The sequence below is a fragment of the Rhizomicrobium electricum genome (assembly GCF_011762045.1).
Classification (GTDB): domain Bacteria; phylum Pseudomonadota; class Alphaproteobacteria; order Micropepsales; family Micropepsaceae; genus Rhizomicrobium; species Rhizomicrobium electricum.
The window spans coordinates 581931-597306 of record NZ_JAASQS010000002.1 but is presented as its reverse complement, the minus strand read 5'-3'; the positions used below and the strand labels follow the sequence as shown (position 1 = coordinate 597306).

13 protein-coding genes are annotated in these 15376 nt (G+C 63.0%); 11 read left to right on the top strand and 2 right to left on the bottom strand.

Annotated elements, in window-relative coordinates; all coding sequences use genetic code 11:
* Positions 1 to 61: 61 nt before the first annotated feature.
* Entirely contained in the window at positions 62 to 283 is a 222-nt protein-coding gene (locus FHS84_RS05900; RefSeq protein WP_166931729.1) for a NepR family anti-sigma factor, read from the bottom strand.
* A 169-nt stretch (positions 284 to 452) separates the two neighbouring features.
* Between FHS84_RS05900 and FHS84_RS05895 the strand changes: the two genes are divergently transcribed.
* From FHS84_RS05895 to FHS84_RS05870, 6 genes are all read left to right on the top strand, one after another.
* A complete protein-coding gene (locus tag FHS84_RS05895) occupies positions 453 to 1238 on the top strand; it encodes a response regulator (RefSeq protein ID WP_166931725.1) in 786 nt (261 codons plus the stop codon).
* Positions 1239 to 1327: 89 nt separating this feature from the next.
* Positions 1328 to 3157, top strand: a complete 1830-nt coding sequence (locus tag FHS84_RS05890) for an autotransporter assembly complex protein TamA (protein WP_166931721.1) — start codon at positions 1328 to 1330, stop codon at positions 3155 to 3157.
* Positions 3157 to 6858: a translocation/assembly module TamB domain-containing protein gene (locus tag FHS84_RS05885; protein WP_166931716.1), complete on the top strand. Its 3702-nt coding sequence runs from the start codon at positions 3157 to 3159 to the stop codon at positions 6856 to 6858. Before FHS84_RS05890 ends, FHS84_RS05885 begins: the two co-directional genes overlap by 1 nt.
* Positions 6859 to 6941: 83 nt before the next feature.
* A complete protein-coding gene (locus FHS84_RS05880; protein ID WP_166931711.1) occupies positions 6942 to 7328 on the top strand; it encodes a nuclear transport factor 2 family protein in 387 nt (128 codons plus the stop codon).
* A gap of 110 nt (positions 7329 to 7438) precedes the next feature.
* Positions 7439 to 7909, top strand: a complete 471-nt coding sequence (locus tag FHS84_RS05875; RefSeq protein ID WP_166931708.1) for a low molecular weight protein-tyrosine-phosphatase — start codon at positions 7439 to 7441, stop codon at positions 7907 to 7909.
* A complete protein-coding gene (locus FHS84_RS05870) occupies positions 7906 to 8712 on the top strand; it encodes a fructosamine kinase family protein (protein WP_166931705.1) in 807 nt (268 codons plus the stop codon). The genes FHS84_RS05875 and FHS84_RS05870 overlap by 4 nt, the downstream gene beginning before the upstream one ends.
* A gap of 50 nt (positions 8713 to 8762) precedes the next feature.
* Here FHS84_RS05870 and FHS84_RS05865 read toward each other — a convergent pair whose 3' ends face one another.
* Positions 8763 to 10436, bottom strand: coding sequence for a porin (locus FHS84_RS05865; protein WP_166931702.1), 1674 nt, complete (start codon positions 10434 to 10436; stop codon positions 8763 to 8765).
* Positions 10437 to 11220: 784 nt separating this feature from the next.
* On the opposite strand from FHS84_RS05865, the gene FHS84_RS05860 reads away from it, so the two are divergent.
* From FHS84_RS05860 to FHS84_RS05840, 5 genes are read left to right on the top strand one after another with little or no spacing between them, the layout of a single operon-like run.
* The gene (locus FHS84_RS05860; RefSeq protein ID WP_166931696.1) at positions 11221 to 11499 is read left to right on the top strand and encodes an STAS domain-containing protein; all 279 of its coding nucleotides are present in this window, start codon (positions 11221 to 11223) and stop codon (positions 11497 to 11499) included.
* 1 nt (position 11500) lies between these two features.
* Positions 11501 to 11869 (top strand): response regulator, encoded by a 369-nt coding sequence (locus FHS84_RS05855; protein WP_166931690.1) that lies wholly within the window; start codon positions 11501 to 11503, stop codon positions 11867 to 11869.
* A gap of 11 nt (positions 11870 to 11880) precedes the next feature.
* Positions 11881 to 13998 carry a chemotaxis protein CheA gene (locus tag FHS84_RS05850; RefSeq protein WP_166931685.1) on the top strand — a complete coding sequence of 706 codons (2118 nt, stop codon included), beginning with the start codon at positions 11881 to 11883 and terminating at the stop codon, positions 13996 to 13998.
* A 2-nt stretch (positions 13999 to 14000) separates the two neighbouring features.
* A complete protein-coding gene (locus tag FHS84_RS05845) occupies positions 14001 to 14489 on the top strand; it encodes a chemotaxis protein CheW (protein WP_166931680.1) in 489 nt (162 codons plus the stop codon).
* Between the two features lie 13 nt (positions 14490 to 14502).
* The gene (locus FHS84_RS05840; protein ID WP_166931674.1) at positions 14503 to 15375 is read left to right on the top strand and encodes a CheR family methyltransferase; all 873 of its coding nucleotides are present in this window, start codon (positions 14503 to 14505) and stop codon (positions 15373 to 15375) included.
* Position 15376: the final 1 nt, after the last annotated feature.

Genomic DNA, 15376 nt, shown 5'->3' with positions numbered 1-15376 from the left:
CCGTCGCGGAAGGAATGCGGGTCGGCCGGCATGGGTGTGCGGGGTTTTTCGAGGGGGCGGCTCATTCTTCCGATTTGCCCTCATCCATTTTGCGCAACAGCGTCATGAATTCGTCGGGCACGGGTTCGGCGGCCACGCTGTTGAAAAAATTGCGCAACCCCCGCGTAATGGCTTTCTGGTGCGCCTTGTATTGGCGAGCGCTGTCTTTGCCGTCGGCCTCGTTGGCTTCCAGCGGAGGACGCTCTAGCGTCGAAGAAGTACGTTGCTGCTGCTTGTTGTCCATCAAGGCCCTCTGACCGCAAATATCGAAAACAACGGCGCCGCCGGTCGGTTGCCAGCCAAGATAACAACCAAGCCGCTTTTTTGTTCCTGGTTCGGAACAGAGTTTTTCGACACGACTTTAGGAACTATCTGGGAGCCGTGGGCTCCTGCCACTGGGGAAGGGTAATTGTATGACCATGACTGAAACGCTGGGACCTCACCTTCCGTTTCTCCGCCGTTACGCCAGGGCACTGACCGGTTCGCAGCCGACGGGTGACACTTACGTGCGGGTCCTCCTGGAATCGCTGCTCGACGGCAACATGCGCCTGCCGGAAGGCGTGCCGCCGCGGCTTGGCCTGTATCGTCTGTTCCACGAACTATGGACGTCCAGTATCCATCTTCCCGGTGAGGAAGAGGCAAGTGTTGATTCCTCCGTCGAACAGCGTCTGCAGGCACTGCAGCCGGACAATCGCGAGGCATTGCTGCTCACCTCGATCGAGGACTTCACGGTGGCGGAAGCCGCCTACATCCTCGAGACCTCCGAGCACGAGGTGCAGGAGGAGATCGATGCCGCGTTGCTCTCCCTCGACCAGAACCTGCAATCGCGCGTGTTGATCATCGAGGACGAGGCGATCATCGCGCTCGATCTCGAGAATCTCGTGAACGAGTTGGGTCATCACGTCGTCGGGATCGCGGCGACGCGCGACGACGCGGTGCGCCTGGCGCGCCAGCGCCGGCCCGAACTCATCCTCACCGACATCAAGCTCGCCGACGGCTCGTCCGGCGTCGATGCGGCGATGGCCATCGTCGCGGACCTCGACGTGCCGGTGGTGTTCATCACCGCCTACCCGGAATTCCTGCTCACCGGACAGCGTCCCGAGCCGACCTATCTGGTTACCAAACCGTTTTCGCGCGACACGGTGCGGGCGACCATCGGCCAGGCATTATTCTTCCATCGTCCCCGGATGGCGGCTTGATTTCGAAAACGTAAGGTAGGGCGGTCGCAAGACGGTGAGGACGGCGTTTGGGCCTTCACAAAAGGCGGATTTTGCGCCTAAGTGGAAATATGCGCCGTTTCTCCTCCGCCCTTGCCGGTATTCTTTTGGCTGCCTCCGCCTGGGCGGCCGACCCGCAGGGCTACACGCTCGTCAATCCCGAGACCGGGGACGATGCGGTTGATGCCGCGCTGCGGGATTCCTCGCTGCTCATCAGCTTGCGCGACAAGACCCCGGCACCGCCTTTCGCTTTGATCGACCGCGCCCGTGGCGACTACGGCCGCTTCGTGACTGTGATGGAGAGCTTCGGCTACTACAAGTCCTACATTCATATCACGGTCGCCGACCACGACATTGCCGACAAGACGCTGCCCGACCTCCTGGAAAAGGTGCCGCAGGGCCAGACGGTCGAGGTCAAGACGGTCATCGACCGTGGCCCGCAATATACGCTTCGGCGCATTTCGGTCGAAGGCACGCTTCCCGACGGGCTCGACGCCGAGCGGATCCTGGGCATCAAATCGGGCGATCCGGCGATTGCTTCGCGGGTGCTGGCGGGGCAGGGCGCGCTGCTGACGACGCTGCAGGAGCACGGCTACGCTTTTGCCAAGGTCGATACGCCCTCTGCCTTCGCCGACGATGCGGCCAATACGCTCGATATCTCCTATGCCGTCGACCCCGGACGCAAGATGCGCATCGGGACGATCTCGTTCGTCGGTCTCAAAGACGTCAACGAGAGCTATGCGCGCGACAGCCTCACCATCCACCCCGGCGACCTCTACCAGCCGAGTGAGATCGAAGCGGCCCGATTGCAGTTGGTGGGTCTGGGCGTGTTTTCGGGAGTCTCGGTCGAGGCCGTGAAAGACGCGGCAACGGACGATACCGTTCCGCTCACGTTCGACGTGAAGGAGCGTCGCAAGCACGCCGTGGCGCTGTCGGGCAGCTACTCCACCGATCTGGGCGTCAGCCTGTCGGCCAAGTGGTCCCATCGCAATCTGCTCGGCAATGGCGAGCAGCTCAATCTGGCCGCCTCCGGTATCGGGCTCGGGGGCACGGCCACGGCGGGAATTGGCTACGACCTCAGCGGCCAGTTCATCAAACCGCGCTTTCTGCGTGACGATCAGGAATTGGAAGTCAACGTCGCCGCGATCAAGCAGCATCTCGATGCCTATTCCCAGACCGCGGAAACCTTCGGCATTTTCGCGCGCAAGAAATTCTCGACGTTGTGGAGCGGCTCCGCCGGTCTCAGCTACACCCACGATCAGGTCTCGCAGCAGAACCTCGACTATTCCTACGACTTGCTGGCGCTGCCGGTGACGGCTGCCTATGACAGCACCAAGCTCAAGGATCCGCTTGCCGATCCGGTCCAGGGCGGGCGTGCCGCGATTTCGGTGGCCCCGACGGTGGCGTTCGGCAACAAGACGCTTCTCTTTGCCGTGTTGCAGGCGTCCGGGTCGATGTATTTCGACATCAGCGGTGACGGCCGGTCGGTGATCGCCGCAAGGGCGCTGCTCGGCTCGATCCAAGGCGGCAAAAATCTCGACCTGCCGCCGGACCAGCGCCTGTATGCCGGCGGCTCGGGTACGGTGCGCGGCTTCCGCTATCAGTCGATCGGACCGCATTTCGCGAACGGCGATCCCATGGGAGCGGCCTCCGTCGATGCCGTGTCCTTGGAATATCGCCAGCGGTTATGGAGCGATTACGGTTTCGCCGCGTTCGTTGATGCAGGACAAGCGAGCGCCGACAGCCTCCCGTTCAACGGCAGCGTTGAGGTGGGGGCAGGTGTTGGTGCGCGTTACTATACTTCGATCGGGGCGATTCGGGCCGATATCGCAGTGCCCGTGACGAAAGTCCCGAACGGAGACGCGTTCGAAATTTACATCAGCATCGGCCAGGCGTTTTGATGCTTTCGCAACTGCCGACGTGGGTGAAGCGCCTCTGGACAAGGCGCACTCTGGTAATTGCCGGATCGTCCGTCGGCGGACTGATCCTGTTCGTCCTGTTCTGCCTCTACACCCCGCCGGGCCATGCCATTCTGGCGTGGGCGATCGAGCCCTTGTCGGGCGGCGAAGTGGCGATCCGGGGCTTGTCGGGCACGCCCAACCATCTGAAGGCGCGCAAGGTCGAGGTGCGCGATTCCGGCGGCACCTGGCTCGTCGTCGAGGGCGCCGCGCTCGATTGGCATCTGCTGTCGGCACTCGGCAGTCATCTCCGGATCGAACGGATTGCGGCCGACAAGGTCGTCGTGGTCCGCCGGGAGATTCCGTCCCAGACCACCAGCACTTCCACCACCATCATCGATATCGGAGCCATCGATCTACCGCGTGTGGAGGTCGCTTCCTCCGTCCTCGGTCGCCGCGCCGCGCTGTCGGCTTCCGGCAAGCTCTATTACGCCTCGCGCCACAACGTGAAGGCCGATCTGTCCATCCGCCGTCTCGATGGACCCGGCCGGTATGAAATTCACGCCGGTATCGTCGACGACATTGCGCGCGGCACTATCGAGATCAAGGAGAGTGGCGACGGTCTGGTCGGCGGACTGTTTGGGCTTCCCGATCTCGGTCCGGTGACGATTGGCGCACGGGCCGGCGCTCGGGGAAGCGCCAACGACGTGCATTTCGATCTTGGCGCCGGATTGCTCGACGTGTCCGGCGGCGGCGTGCTCGATCTCAAAGCCTCGTCGGCCGATATCGACTTCTCGGTCGTGGCGCCCGCGATGACGCCCAGCAAAACGCTGTCCTGGGGGATGATCTCGGCGCGCGGCCATATGCATGGCCCGTTTGCCAAGCCCGATATCGACGCCAGGATGAAGATCGCCGATCTGAAGGCGAGCGGTACGCGCCTGGCCGCGCTCGAAGCCATACTCACGGGTACCGGCGGGAAGGCAAATCTGCAGGGCACCGTGGTCGGACTGATACTTCCGGGAGAGAAGAGCGGCGCCTTCGCCTCGGAGCCGGTTGTCGTCAACGCGGAGGCCGATCTGGCCGCTCCGGATCGCCCCGTGCGGCTCACGCTTGCGCATCCGCTGTTGAAGGCGTCGGCGCGCGCTACCACGCGGACGCCGATGACCGGCTGGCTCCGGCTCGAAGCGCCGTCGCTGAAGGGGCTCGCCGGGCTCACCGGTCTTGCAATCGAAGGCCGAGCGACGCTCGCCGCCGATTTCCGCCGTACCGCAACCGACACCGAGATCAAGGCCGACGGCACCGTTGCGGCGCGCGGCGACAGCGTTCCGGCCCGCCTTCTCGGCAACGCGAAGTTCTCGGCCGATGCGACGATGAACGCGAACGTTTTGGCGCTGAAGGCGACCCTCGCGGCCGCCGCCATCAAGGCCGATGTGCATGGTACGTCGGGCACGCAGCAGTCGTTTGTCGCCGACATCGCTTTCTCCGATCTGTCGCGTTTGGCGCCGACGCTGATCGGAACGCTGAACCTGCGCGCCAGCCTTTCCGGACCGGCGGGTAACGGGACGCTATCGATGGAAGGCAGCGCGCGCGCCGCCACCAAGGGTATGGCAAAGCAGGCCGTCACCTTTAGCGCGCACGCCGAGGGTCTGCCCGATCTGAAATCCGCCCGGATCCGCGCATCCGGCCGTTTTGATGGTTCGCCGGTGTCGGTGCGGACCGATATCGCGCAAACCAAAGCCAAGCAGTGGAAGGTCGACATCGCCGATGCCAGCTGGCGCAGTGCCCATGCGCGCGGCTCTCTGGTGATCGCCGGCACGACTCCGCAAGGCGCCGTCGCGTTGCGCGTGCAGCGGCTTGCCGATTTCGCGCCGCTGGTCGGCACGGCCCTGACCGGCAGCCTCGATGCGCGCACCGAATTCCGCGGCAATACGGCGGCAGTCCGTGCCAGCGTCGCCGGGCTCTCCGCGGGTGGCGCGACGTTCGAGCGCGTCGATCTCGGCGGCAACGTCGCCAATCCATTTGGATCGCCGGTTTTATCGCTCACTTTGACCGCGCCGCGCTTTTCGACGGACGCCGCAAGCGGCTCGGCCTCGGTCCGCGTCAGCGGTCCCATGGACGCACTGGCGATTGCCGCCAATACCGACGTGACCACCACCGACGGCCAGTCCTTTACCGTTGCTGTCAATGCGTCCGCCAATACCAAGGCGCAGCATGTCACCGTGAGCCGTTTCGAAGGCGTTTGGCGGGATCAGACCGTTACGCTCGCTGCGCCCGCCACGATCGATTACGCCGATGGGCTCAAATTCGCCGCCACCTTCGTCGAAGGCAAGGCGATGCAGCTCACCGTGGGCGGAACCATTCCGTCCAAGGGCTCGATGAACGTGCGGGCCAACGGCACGGCCGATCTTGGGGTCATTCTGTCCGGTCTTGCATCGGTCGGGCAGAATGTGCGCGGCAAGATCGTTCTCAATGTTGCGGTCACGGGAACGTCGTCAAAGCCCAATGTGGTCGGTCAGGCGACGCTCACCGGCGGCAAAATCCAGGATTACACCCGCGGCCTCAATCTGACCGATATCGAAGCTGTCGCCGATGCCCAAGGCTCCGCCATCCGGCTGACCAAATTCACCGCCAAAGCCGGCCCCGGAACCGTCAACGGCAGCGGAACGGTCGATCTTGCGGCCAAGGGTATGCCGGTCGACATCGCGTTCAAGGCGTCGAATGCGCGTCCGATTACCAGCGATCTTTTCACCGCCAATCTCGACTCCGACCTCAAGCTGCAGGGGCATTTGAGCGACGGCATGACGCTGTCGGGCACGCTGCGCATTCTGAACGGCAACATCAACATCCCGGAGAAATTCCCGCAGGAAGTCGCCACGCTCAACGTGCGCCGCAGCCGCTCCAGTGGACCGCCGGCGCCGCCGCCCAAGACCACCCGCATTACACTCGACCTGACCCTCCGCTCGCCGGGGCAGATTTTCGTGCGCGGCCGCGGCCTTGAAGCCGAATTTCAGGGCGCCCTCAAGATCGGCGGGACGACCGGTGCGCCGCAAGTGCTGGGCGCGTTGGAAATGCGCCGCGGCACATTTTCTCTGGCGGGTGCCAATCTGACCTTCACGTCCGGCACCATCAGTTTCAACGGTCAGGCGCTGCGCAGCCGGATCGATCCCGGCCTCGATCTCGTGGCGCAGCAGGAATCGGGCGGCATCACCGCCACGCTGAAAATCACCGGCACCGCCAGCCAGCCCAAGATCGCGCTGTCGAGCACCCCCTCGATGCCGCAGGACGAGATTCTCGCCCAGCTCTTGTTCCAGCAGAGTTCCAAGTCGCTGTCGGCGATGCAGCTTGCCAGCGTGGCGCAGGCGGCGGCGACGCTGTCGGGCGGAGGCGGCGGCATCGATCCGGTCGGCACCATCCGCAAGAGCCTCGGTCTCGACCGTCTGGCTGTGGGTTCCAATAGTCAGAGCGGAGCGAGCGGCCTCGGCGCGACCAGCATTGAGGCCGGCAAGTACGTGCTGCGCAACGTTTATATCGGCGCCCAGCAGGATCTGTCGGGCGGCACCAAGGCGACAGTGCAGGTCGATCTCACCCGGCATCTGAAGGTCCAGGCCCAGGTCAACACCGGCCCGCGTGCCGCCAACACGACCTCGACACCCTTACGTGACCAGGGCGACAGCATCGGGCTGAGCTACCAGTTCGAGTATTGAGCGGATTTTCCCTTCCGGCGGTTCTCGCCTTGAAGAATTTCTCTTCGCTCCCTATTTCCAAGTCGTGACATAGCGAGGATGCGATGCCCGATCGGATCGTACTGGAACAATTCATCGCTCTGGTTGAAAGCAACAAGCATGACGAAGCGATCGAGCGCTTCTACGCCGATGAAGCGACGATGCAGGAGAATTTGTTGCCGCTGCGGCGCGGAAAATCCGCTCTTGTAGAACGGGAGCGCGCCGTCATGGCACGGTTGGCTCGGATGCATTCGCGTTGCGTCCGTCCGGTATTCGTGTCGGACGATCGCGTCGTGATCCGCTGGATATTCGAGTTCGTCGGCAAGGACGGCACGTCTTTCTATCGGGACGAACTGGCCTATCAGCGCTGGGACGGCGACAAGATTGTCGAAGAGCGTTTCTATTACGATCCGGGGCAGGCCAAACCAGCCGGAGACGAGCCGCTGTCATAGATGGATGTACGCGTACTCGTAATGTTCGCGCATCTCGATCCGGGAAATGCAGTTTTGCGTATCCGCGGGTGATCGATTATGGACGGTGAGGTAACTAGCTGCAGAAATCCATGCCGAAACCATCCGTCCTGTTCGTGTGTCTGGGGAATATCTGCCGTTCGCCGCTGGCCGAGGCGGCGTTTCGCGCGGAGGCCAAGCGCATCGGTCTCGATATCGAGATCGACTCCGCCGGTACCGGCGGCTGGCATGCCGGCGAGCCGCCCGACCGCCGCGCCATCGCCACGGCCAAGCGCCATGGTGTCGATATTTCCGGCTATAAGGCGCGCAAGGTCACGGCAGCCGATTTCCGCCGTTTCACGCACATCATTGCGCTCGATTTCGAGAATCTTGCCGATCTTCAGCGCCTCGCGCCGCGTGATGGCACTGCCGAACTGAGCTTGTTGCTCGATCATGTGCCGGGCCGCGAAGGCGAGGCCGTGTCCGATCCCTGGTATGGCGCCTTGCCGGACTTCGAAGTCACCTGGGCCGATGTCACGGCCGCGGCAAAGGCGCTCGCGGCCAAGCTAAAGGCGGAGGCATGAACGATCTCGGCCGGCGCGGTGCGGCGTTGCTCGGCGGCACGATCGCCGATGTGACCGGCATGGGCGGTGGTTCGCTGTCGCAGATTGTCCGCTTGCGCCTCACCGACGGTCGCGAGGCGATCGTCAAGACCGGTCCGGCCCCGCGCACGGAGGCCGCCATGGTACGCGCGATCAAGGCTGCCGGAGCGCCGGCCCCCGATGTTCTCGCTGCGGACGACACGGTGCTGGTGCTCTCCGTGGTCGACGATGGCGGTGCGCTTTCCTCCGCTTGGTCCGATCTCGGCCGTGTGCTTGCGACGCTTCACGCCGCCGTTGGCCCGCGCTACGGCTGGGATTGCGATTACGCGTTCGGCCCGGTCGCCATCGTCAATACCTGGGCCGAGGATTGGCCGTCGTTCTGGGGCGAGCATCGCCTCGTCAACAACGCCCGTTTTGTCGGCAATGGTGTGGCGAAACGTCTGGAAGCGTTGGCGGCCGATCTTCCCAATCGACTGCCGAAGCATCCGCCGCCGTCGCTGTTGCACGGCGATTTGTGGGGCGGCAACGTTCTGGCGGCGCACGGCAGGGTCAGCGGCCTGATCGATCCCGCCTGCTATTATGGCGACGGGTTGGTCGATGTCGCCATGCTGCAGATGTTCGATGCTCCGCCGCCGGCGTTTTTCTCGGCGTACGGAAAAACGGAAGCCGGCCACAGGGAGCGGCTGTTGATCTACCGCCTGTGGCCGGCTTTGGTTCACTTGCGCCTGTTCGGCAGCAGCTACCGCCCGTTGGTCGAGCGGTTGCTGTCGGAATTGGGCGCCTAGAGCGCTTTCAGGAAAAGTGGCATCCGGTTTTCCGTCCGAAAGCGCGACAACTAAATCGACAACTGGAAGCGCATTCCCAGCGTGTTCAACTTCTGACCGCCCTTCAGTGCGGGCAGCGTCGGCGTTCCCGTAGTCGTCACCGCCGCAGGCGTCTGGAGCCGCGACACGTCGATATATTGGTACTGCAGCGCCATCCTGATCGCCGGATTGAGATACCAGTTGAGGGCGACCGTAACGATCTTCTGTTCGCCGCCGCGTACCGTGTTGTAGTAGGTGTAGGTCTTGCTGGTGCCGGTCCAGGCGCTCACGACGTTGTCGGTATTGCCGGTGTGGCTGTTGAGGTCCAAGTCGCTGAAGCGTGCCGCCAGTTCGAAGGCGCCCCAGGTGCCGTCCTTGAGCGAGAAGTTCTTGGCCGGCTTGGGCGCGCCGAAGGATGCGCTTGCGGCGTTATAGACGTGGCTTTCGCCGGTAAGGACCCAGCTTCCCTGCACGTACCAGCCGCTGAACGTATTGTCGGAGGGCTGTACCGTCTGGGCGGCAAAGGTGCTGGCCGCGCTATAGACGTTGTAGGCTATCGGCGAGCGCTTGACGGCATAGCTGTAGTAGCCGGCCTGGCCGTAGAAGTTCTGGTAGTTGCCCGCCGTCTCCAGGCCCCAGCTCGTGACATGGCCGGCCGCCATCGCGCCGGTGCTGACGAGTTGGGTGCCGTTGGAATCGACAGAAAACTCCGGCAGATCAGCTAGACTATAGGTGCTGCGCGCGGTTAAGCCCGGCGTGTTCGAGAGATTGTTTGCGCCGGTCGGAACCAGATCGGGCAACTTGAAGACATGCAGCCCGTTGACGCCGATGATCCAGTGCGCATCGGCCGTCGATATCGGCATATAGGCGATGCGTCCGGCCACGGCCGCCTGTTCGTCATAGTTCGGCGTCGCCGTCGCGCCGGCCGCCGCCAGCGCCTTGGAGCCGTCCTGGACCTTGTTGCCGGTCAGCGACACGGCGCCGAACAGGCGCTCGCCCGCATAGATCACAGAGATGGCGTCGCGCCCTTCCGCGCCTGCGATATTCCGTTGCAGGTTGGAGGGCGAATTGCGTTCGAAGAACAAGAGATCGGCGGACGCCGTCGAGTCTTCGATGTTGATCGGCGGCGCATAGGCGCCGACCTTGATCGCCCACGGCGCGAAACCGTCGAATTGCAGATAGGCGTACAGGATGTGGCCTTGCTGCTCGACGGAGGGACCGCCGAAGTCGTAGAGGAAGTAGTACGACCAGTCGCCGAACACCTTGCCTTGCAGGCCGAGGAAAACGCGGCGCAGGTTGACGCCGCTGGAAAGATCGGGGCCGTAGGCCGTCGGCAGCGACTTGGCGCCGCCGCCCTGCATGTAATAGCCGAAATCGGTCTGCAACAGCGACCGGATGGAAGCGCTGAAGTCGCCGTCGGACGAGGCGATGCTGAGGCGGCCGTTGGCGATGCCTGGCTTGGCAACGCTCTTTGCCGTTGCAGCGGCCTTCTTGGCATCCGCTTCGCGCGCCTTGGCTTCGTCCTGCTGCGCCTTGAGCGCTGCATCCTGTTTCTGCGCGTCCGCCTTGATGTCGTCGATCTGCTTGCTGAGCGCCGTGATTTGATCCTGAAGCGCTTGCAGTCGCGCATCGGGAGACGCCGCCAATGCCGAAGCCGATGTACCGGCCAAGAACGCCGCGACCAAAGTTTTGGTGATGGTCTTCATTGATGGTCCTCGCTGCGATTGCCGCCGATGCGGCGCTGCAACGAGGCTACGGGCCCATGGTTAATTGGGTGCTATCGCCGCGGAACTTGTCGCCTTTCGCCACATCAGTACTTTCCCCGGTAAGCAATACTACGTGGACGGACGAATTGGCGGCGTTTCGAATGCCCGTTAACGCTCCCGCGGCTCGAGAGTAGCAATGACCGTGATACTGGCACCGTCGCACGCGCGTTATGGTTGCCGGGGTGGGACAAAATTGTTTCAAAAAATCTCAGTCATCGTCTCTTCTTTACACGGATTGTAAATCCCACGGGCGCAATTTCCTCAACGAAGGGCAGTTAGTGCCCGAGGATTTTCAGCATCGGCTCCGGGCGTTCGTATCCGGTCCGCGGCATAGGGATAGTGGGGCTATGTATTCGTCGTCCGTATCGCCGGCGTTCGATCTTGGGAGCCGGTTGCTCGACCTACATGTCGCTGGCGCCGCGCGCGATGGCGATCTTGCCGAATGGATGATGCTTTGAGGACCGAAACCGCAAGCGATATCCACAATCCCATGGGCACCACAGACATCGCCATTAAGAACTTGGCAATAATTGCGGCCGGTCGAGTTAACAGCTTGGTATCTCCCGATGGTGCACGCTGCGGAATGGCGGGGGCTCCGGGGTCAATCGGAATGTTTACCGTCACCGGATTAAACCTATGCAGGGCGCCGGGTCCGGCGACCGGCGTTGGACGAATTCTTGACGATTGGTGGGGACACTGAGCGATGCAAGAGACAGGGGAAAACGTGAGCGAGAGCGTGATTTTACCCGCGGTCGCCGATCTGACAGAAGCGGGACCATTGAAACAACGTCTTGAACAGGCACTGGGGTCCGGGATCGGACTGACCGTCGATGCGTCGGCGGTGCAGCGAATTTCGTCGCCGTGCCTGCAGGTGCTTGTCGCCGGCATGACGGCCTTCGCCAAAGCGGGGGGCGCGGCGCTCTCGATAAGCAATCCCTCGGAAGCCTTCCGGGAAACCGCAACGGTTCTCGGTTTGATGAACGCACTAGAGCTGAGCAAGTAACATGGGCAAAACGATCCTAACGGTCGACGATTCGCGTACAATGCGCGACATGCTGCGACTGGCGCTGAGTGGCGCCGGACACACCGTGATTCAAGCGGACGACGGCGTTCATGGGGTGGAAGTCCTCGAAAAAGCCGGCGTGGTGGACGTGATCATCACGGACATCAACATGCCGCGTATGGACGGCTACGGCTTTATCGAGCACGTACGCCGCGGTTCGGCAAACAAGATGACGCCGATCCTTGTTCTCACCACGGAGAGCGAACCGGCCAAGAAGATGCGCGCTCGCGATGCAGGCGCCACCGGCTGGATCGTGAAACCGTTCGATCCCGAAAAACTTCTCGCTGCCATTCGCAGGGTCTCTCCATAGGACGTTTCGCCATGGATCCCATGGAAGCCATCAAACAAACCTACTTTCAGGAGTGCGACGAGCTGCTCCTGGCGATGGAGGAAGGCCTCATCGCCATGGAGACCGGCGAAGCCGACTCCGAAACGATCAATGCCGTGTTCCGCGCGGTGCATTCGATCAAGGGCGGCGGGGGCGCCTTCGGGTTTGAAATTTTGGTGGGTTTCTCCCACGTTTTCGAAACCGCGATGGACCTCGTCCGTTCGGGCAAATTGGACCCGACACCGGATGTCGTGAAGGTCCTGCTGCGCGCCGGCGATAAGCTCTCCGACCACGTGGCGGCCGCTCGTAACGGAACCGGCGCTGCGGTCGATGATGCCGAGGTCAAGGCCGAGCTTGCCAAGCTCACGGGCGAGGAGCCCGAGGATGCCGGCGCACCGGCTCCCGCCGAGTTCGAAGGTCTCGCCTTCGCGCCCGTCATGATCGATATCGGTGACGAAGAGCCTGTTGCGCCGCCGTGCCCGGTTTGGCACGTCCGGTTTGGGCCGCACGCCGCGCTCTATGCCAAGGCCAACGAGCCATACCTTTTGATCCGCGAGCTCGGCATGCTGGGCCCGATCGAGGTCACGGCCGATCTGTCGAAGCTGCCGGAATTGTCGGCGCTGGAGCCCGAACAGGCCTATTTCTCCTGGGACGTGGTGGTGCGGGATTGCCCCGATCGCACCAAGGTCGAGGAAGTCTTCGAATTCGTCTCGGGCGATTGCGATCTCGAGATCACCGAAGAGACGCCGGAGCCTGCAGCGGCGCCTGCCATGATTTCCGCGCCCGGCCTGCCGTCGCTCGACGACGACGAGCCGGCTGCGATGCCTGCTGCGGAAGCACAGCCCGAAGAAAAGAAAGTCGCGACGCCGACCGAGACCAAGGCGACGACGGTCGATGTCATCAAGCAGACCATTCGCGTCGATCTCGACAAGGTGGATCGTCTCGTCAATCTGGTCGGCGAATTGGTGATTACCCAGGCGATGCTGAGCCAGCGCATTCTTGACTCGGTTCAGCAGGGTCAGACCGTCAGTGCCGGTCTCGGAGAACTCGAGCATCTGCTGCGCGAATTGCAGGAAGCCGTGATGGCGATCCGCACGCAGCCGGTGAAGAGCGTCTTCCAGCGGATGCCGCGCCTGGTACGCGAAACCGCCGCCCAGACCGGCAAGGAAGTGCGCCTCGAAATCGAAGGCGAGGCGACCGAAGTCGACAAGACGGTCATCGAGCGCCTCGGCGAGCCGCTGACGCATATGATCCGCAACGCCGTCGACCACGGTCTCGAAACGCCGGAGGAACGTGTTGCCGCGGGCAAGCCTGCGGAAGGCACGGTCAAGCTGTCGGCCGAGCATCGCGGCGGCCGCATCGTGATCGAAGTGGCCGACGACGGCCGCGGCATCAACCGCACCAAGGTGCGTCAGAAAGCGATCGAGCGCGGCTTGATTACGCCGAATTCCAACCTGTCGGACGAGGAGATCGACAATCTGATCTTCCTGCCCGGCTTCTCGACTGCGACCACGGTTTCGAACATTTCCGGACGCGGCGTCGGCCTGGACGTGGTCCGCCGCAATATCATGGACCTCGGTGGCCGCATTACCATCGGCTCCAATACCGGCAAGGGCTCGAAATTCTCGCTGACTCTGCCGCTCACGCTGGCCGTCCTCGACGGCATGATCGTGGCGGTCGGCGAACAGACCTTTGTGCTTCCGCTGTCGCACATCATCGAAAGCCTGCTGCCGAAGTCCTCGGACGTGAAGGCGTTCGGTTCCAACGGCATGTTGCTCAACGTTCGCGGCGTCTACGTGCCGCTGGTCAGCGTCGGGCGTCTCCTGCGCGTTCCGGGTGCTTCGTACGACCTTCAGAACAGTGTCGTGATCCTGGTCGAGAGCGAAGGCGTCGGTCGCATGGCGCTGGCGGTGGATGCCATCGTCGGTCAGCGTCAGGTGGTGATCAAGAGCTTCGAATCGAACATCGGTCATATCGACGGCATCGCCGCGGCCACCATTCTCGGCGACGGCCGGGTCGCGCTGATCCTCGATATCGACGGGTTGGTGGCCGGCTGCCGCGAAGGCACGGGTGGACGGCCGACGGAATATCAGCAGGCACTGGGAGCGTAAGAATGAGCAGCAACGACAACGATACGGCACAGGAACGCCGCCAGTACATCACGTTCCTTGCCACCGGCCAGGAGTTTGCGGCCGACATCATGACCATCCGCGAGATCCGCGGCTGGACCGACACCACGGCGCTTCCGCACGTGCCGGATTACGTGCGCGGCGTCATCAACCTGCGCGGCATGGTGCTGCCGGTGATCGACCTCAAGGCCCGTCTCGGCCTCGGTCTCACCGAAGCGACCGCCAAGCACGTGATCATCGTCGTCAATTCGGGTGAACGGACCATCGGCCTTCTGGTCGATGCGGTGTCGGACATCCTGACGGTGTCGCGCAACGAGATCCAGTCGGTGCCGGACGTGATGCGCGAGTCGCAGAACGACTACGTTGAAGGCATCGCGGTTCTCGACGGCCGCATGGTGACGTTGCTTGGCATGACCAAGCTGACGTCGTCGTTCAGCGGCGCCGGTGACATGTTCGTGGAAAACGCTGCCTGATACGGAGCTGATCTTGGCAACGGGTACCAACTCGCGCGACTTGGCCGTCCCGGACGGCGAGTTTCCGTTCACCTGGGCGGATTTCCGCCAGATAGCGGAACTCGTGCACTCGGAAGCCGGCATCGTGCTGACCGAAACCAAGGTCAATCTGGTCTATTCGCGCCTGGCAAAAAGGCTGCGCGCGATCGGTCTCAGGACGTTCCGCGAATACTGCGCCCTGATCCAGGGCGAAAGCGGCATCGACGAACGTCAGGCGATGATCGCGGCGATGACGACCAACGTCACGCGCTTCTTCCGCGAGTCGCACCACTTCGATTATCTGCGGTCCCGAGTGCTGCCGGGATTGCTCGAAGGGGCGCGCAAGGGCGGCAAGGTGCGCATTTGGTCGGCGGGCTGTTCGTCGGGCGAGGAGGCGTACTCCATAGCGCTGACGATCCTGGAGCTCGAGCCCGGTGCCGCGGACCTGGATGTGCGCATCCTGGCGTCGGACATCGATCCCGAGATGCTGCGTCGCGGTTCGACCGGCATCTACGCCGTACGCCAGATGGGCGACATTCCGCAGGAACTGCGGCGCAAGTGGTTCACGATCGTGCCGGGTTCCGGCGGTGCCGAGCTTGAGGTCAGCGAGGACATGCACGAACTGGTGCGTTTCCGCGAGCTGAACCTGCTGCGCGAGTGGCCGATGCGAGGCAAATTCGACATCATCTTCTGTCGCAATGTGATGATCTATTTCGACGACGAAACCCAGAACACCGTGTGGGGCCGCTTTGCCGGTATCCTGCATCCCGGTGGAACACTGTGCATCGGTCATTCCGAGCGTATCTCGGTTGGCGGACATCCGTACGACCTGGTCGGGCAGACGATCTATCGCCGGCAAGGGGCATAAC

What these genes read in the sequence shown, in the direction of transcription:
- FHS84_RS05890 (WP_166931721.1), top strand. Translation starts at nt 1,328, where the DNA reads ATGCGCCGTTTCTCCTCCGCCCTTGCCGGTATTCTTTTGGCTGCCTCC.
- FHS84_RS05855 (WP_166931690.1), top strand. Translation starts at nt 11,501, where the DNA reads ATGGGCAAAACGATCCTAACGGTCGACGATTCGCGTACAATGCGCGAC.
- FHS84_RS05870 (WP_166931705.1), top strand. Translation starts at nt 7,906, where the DNA reads ATGAACGATCTCGGCCGGCGCGGTGCGGCGTTGCTCGGCGGCACGATC.
- FHS84_RS05845 (WP_166931680.1), top strand. Translation starts at nt 14,001, where the DNA reads ATGAGCAGCAACGACAACGATACGGCACAGGAACGCCGCCAGTACATC.
- FHS84_RS05900 (WP_166931729.1), bottom strand. Translation starts at nt 283, where the DNA reads ATGGACAACAAGCAGCAGCAACGTACTTCTTCGACGCTAGAGCGTCCT.
- FHS84_RS05895 (WP_166931725.1), top strand. Translation starts at nt 453, where the DNA reads ATGACCATGACTGAAACGCTGGGACCTCACCTTCCGTTTCTCCGCCGT.
- FHS84_RS05885 (WP_166931716.1), top strand. Translation starts at nt 3,157, where the DNA reads ATGCTTTCGCAACTGCCGACGTGGGTGAAGCGCCTCTGGACAAGGCGC.
- FHS84_RS05880 (WP_166931711.1), top strand. Translation starts at nt 6,942, where the DNA reads ATGCCCGATCGGATCGTACTGGAACAATTCATCGCTCTGGTTGAAAGC.
- FHS84_RS05850 (WP_166931685.1), top strand. Translation starts at nt 11,881, where the DNA reads ATGGATCCCATGGAAGCCATCAAACAAACCTACTTTCAGGAGTGCGAC.
- FHS84_RS05875 (WP_166931708.1), top strand. Translation starts at nt 7,439, where the DNA reads ATGCCGAAACCATCCGTCCTGTTCGTGTGTCTGGGGAATATCTGCCGT.
- FHS84_RS05865 (WP_166931702.1), bottom strand. Translation starts at nt 10,436, where the DNA reads ATGAAGACCATCACCAAAACTTTGGTCGCGGCGTTCTTGGCCGGTACA.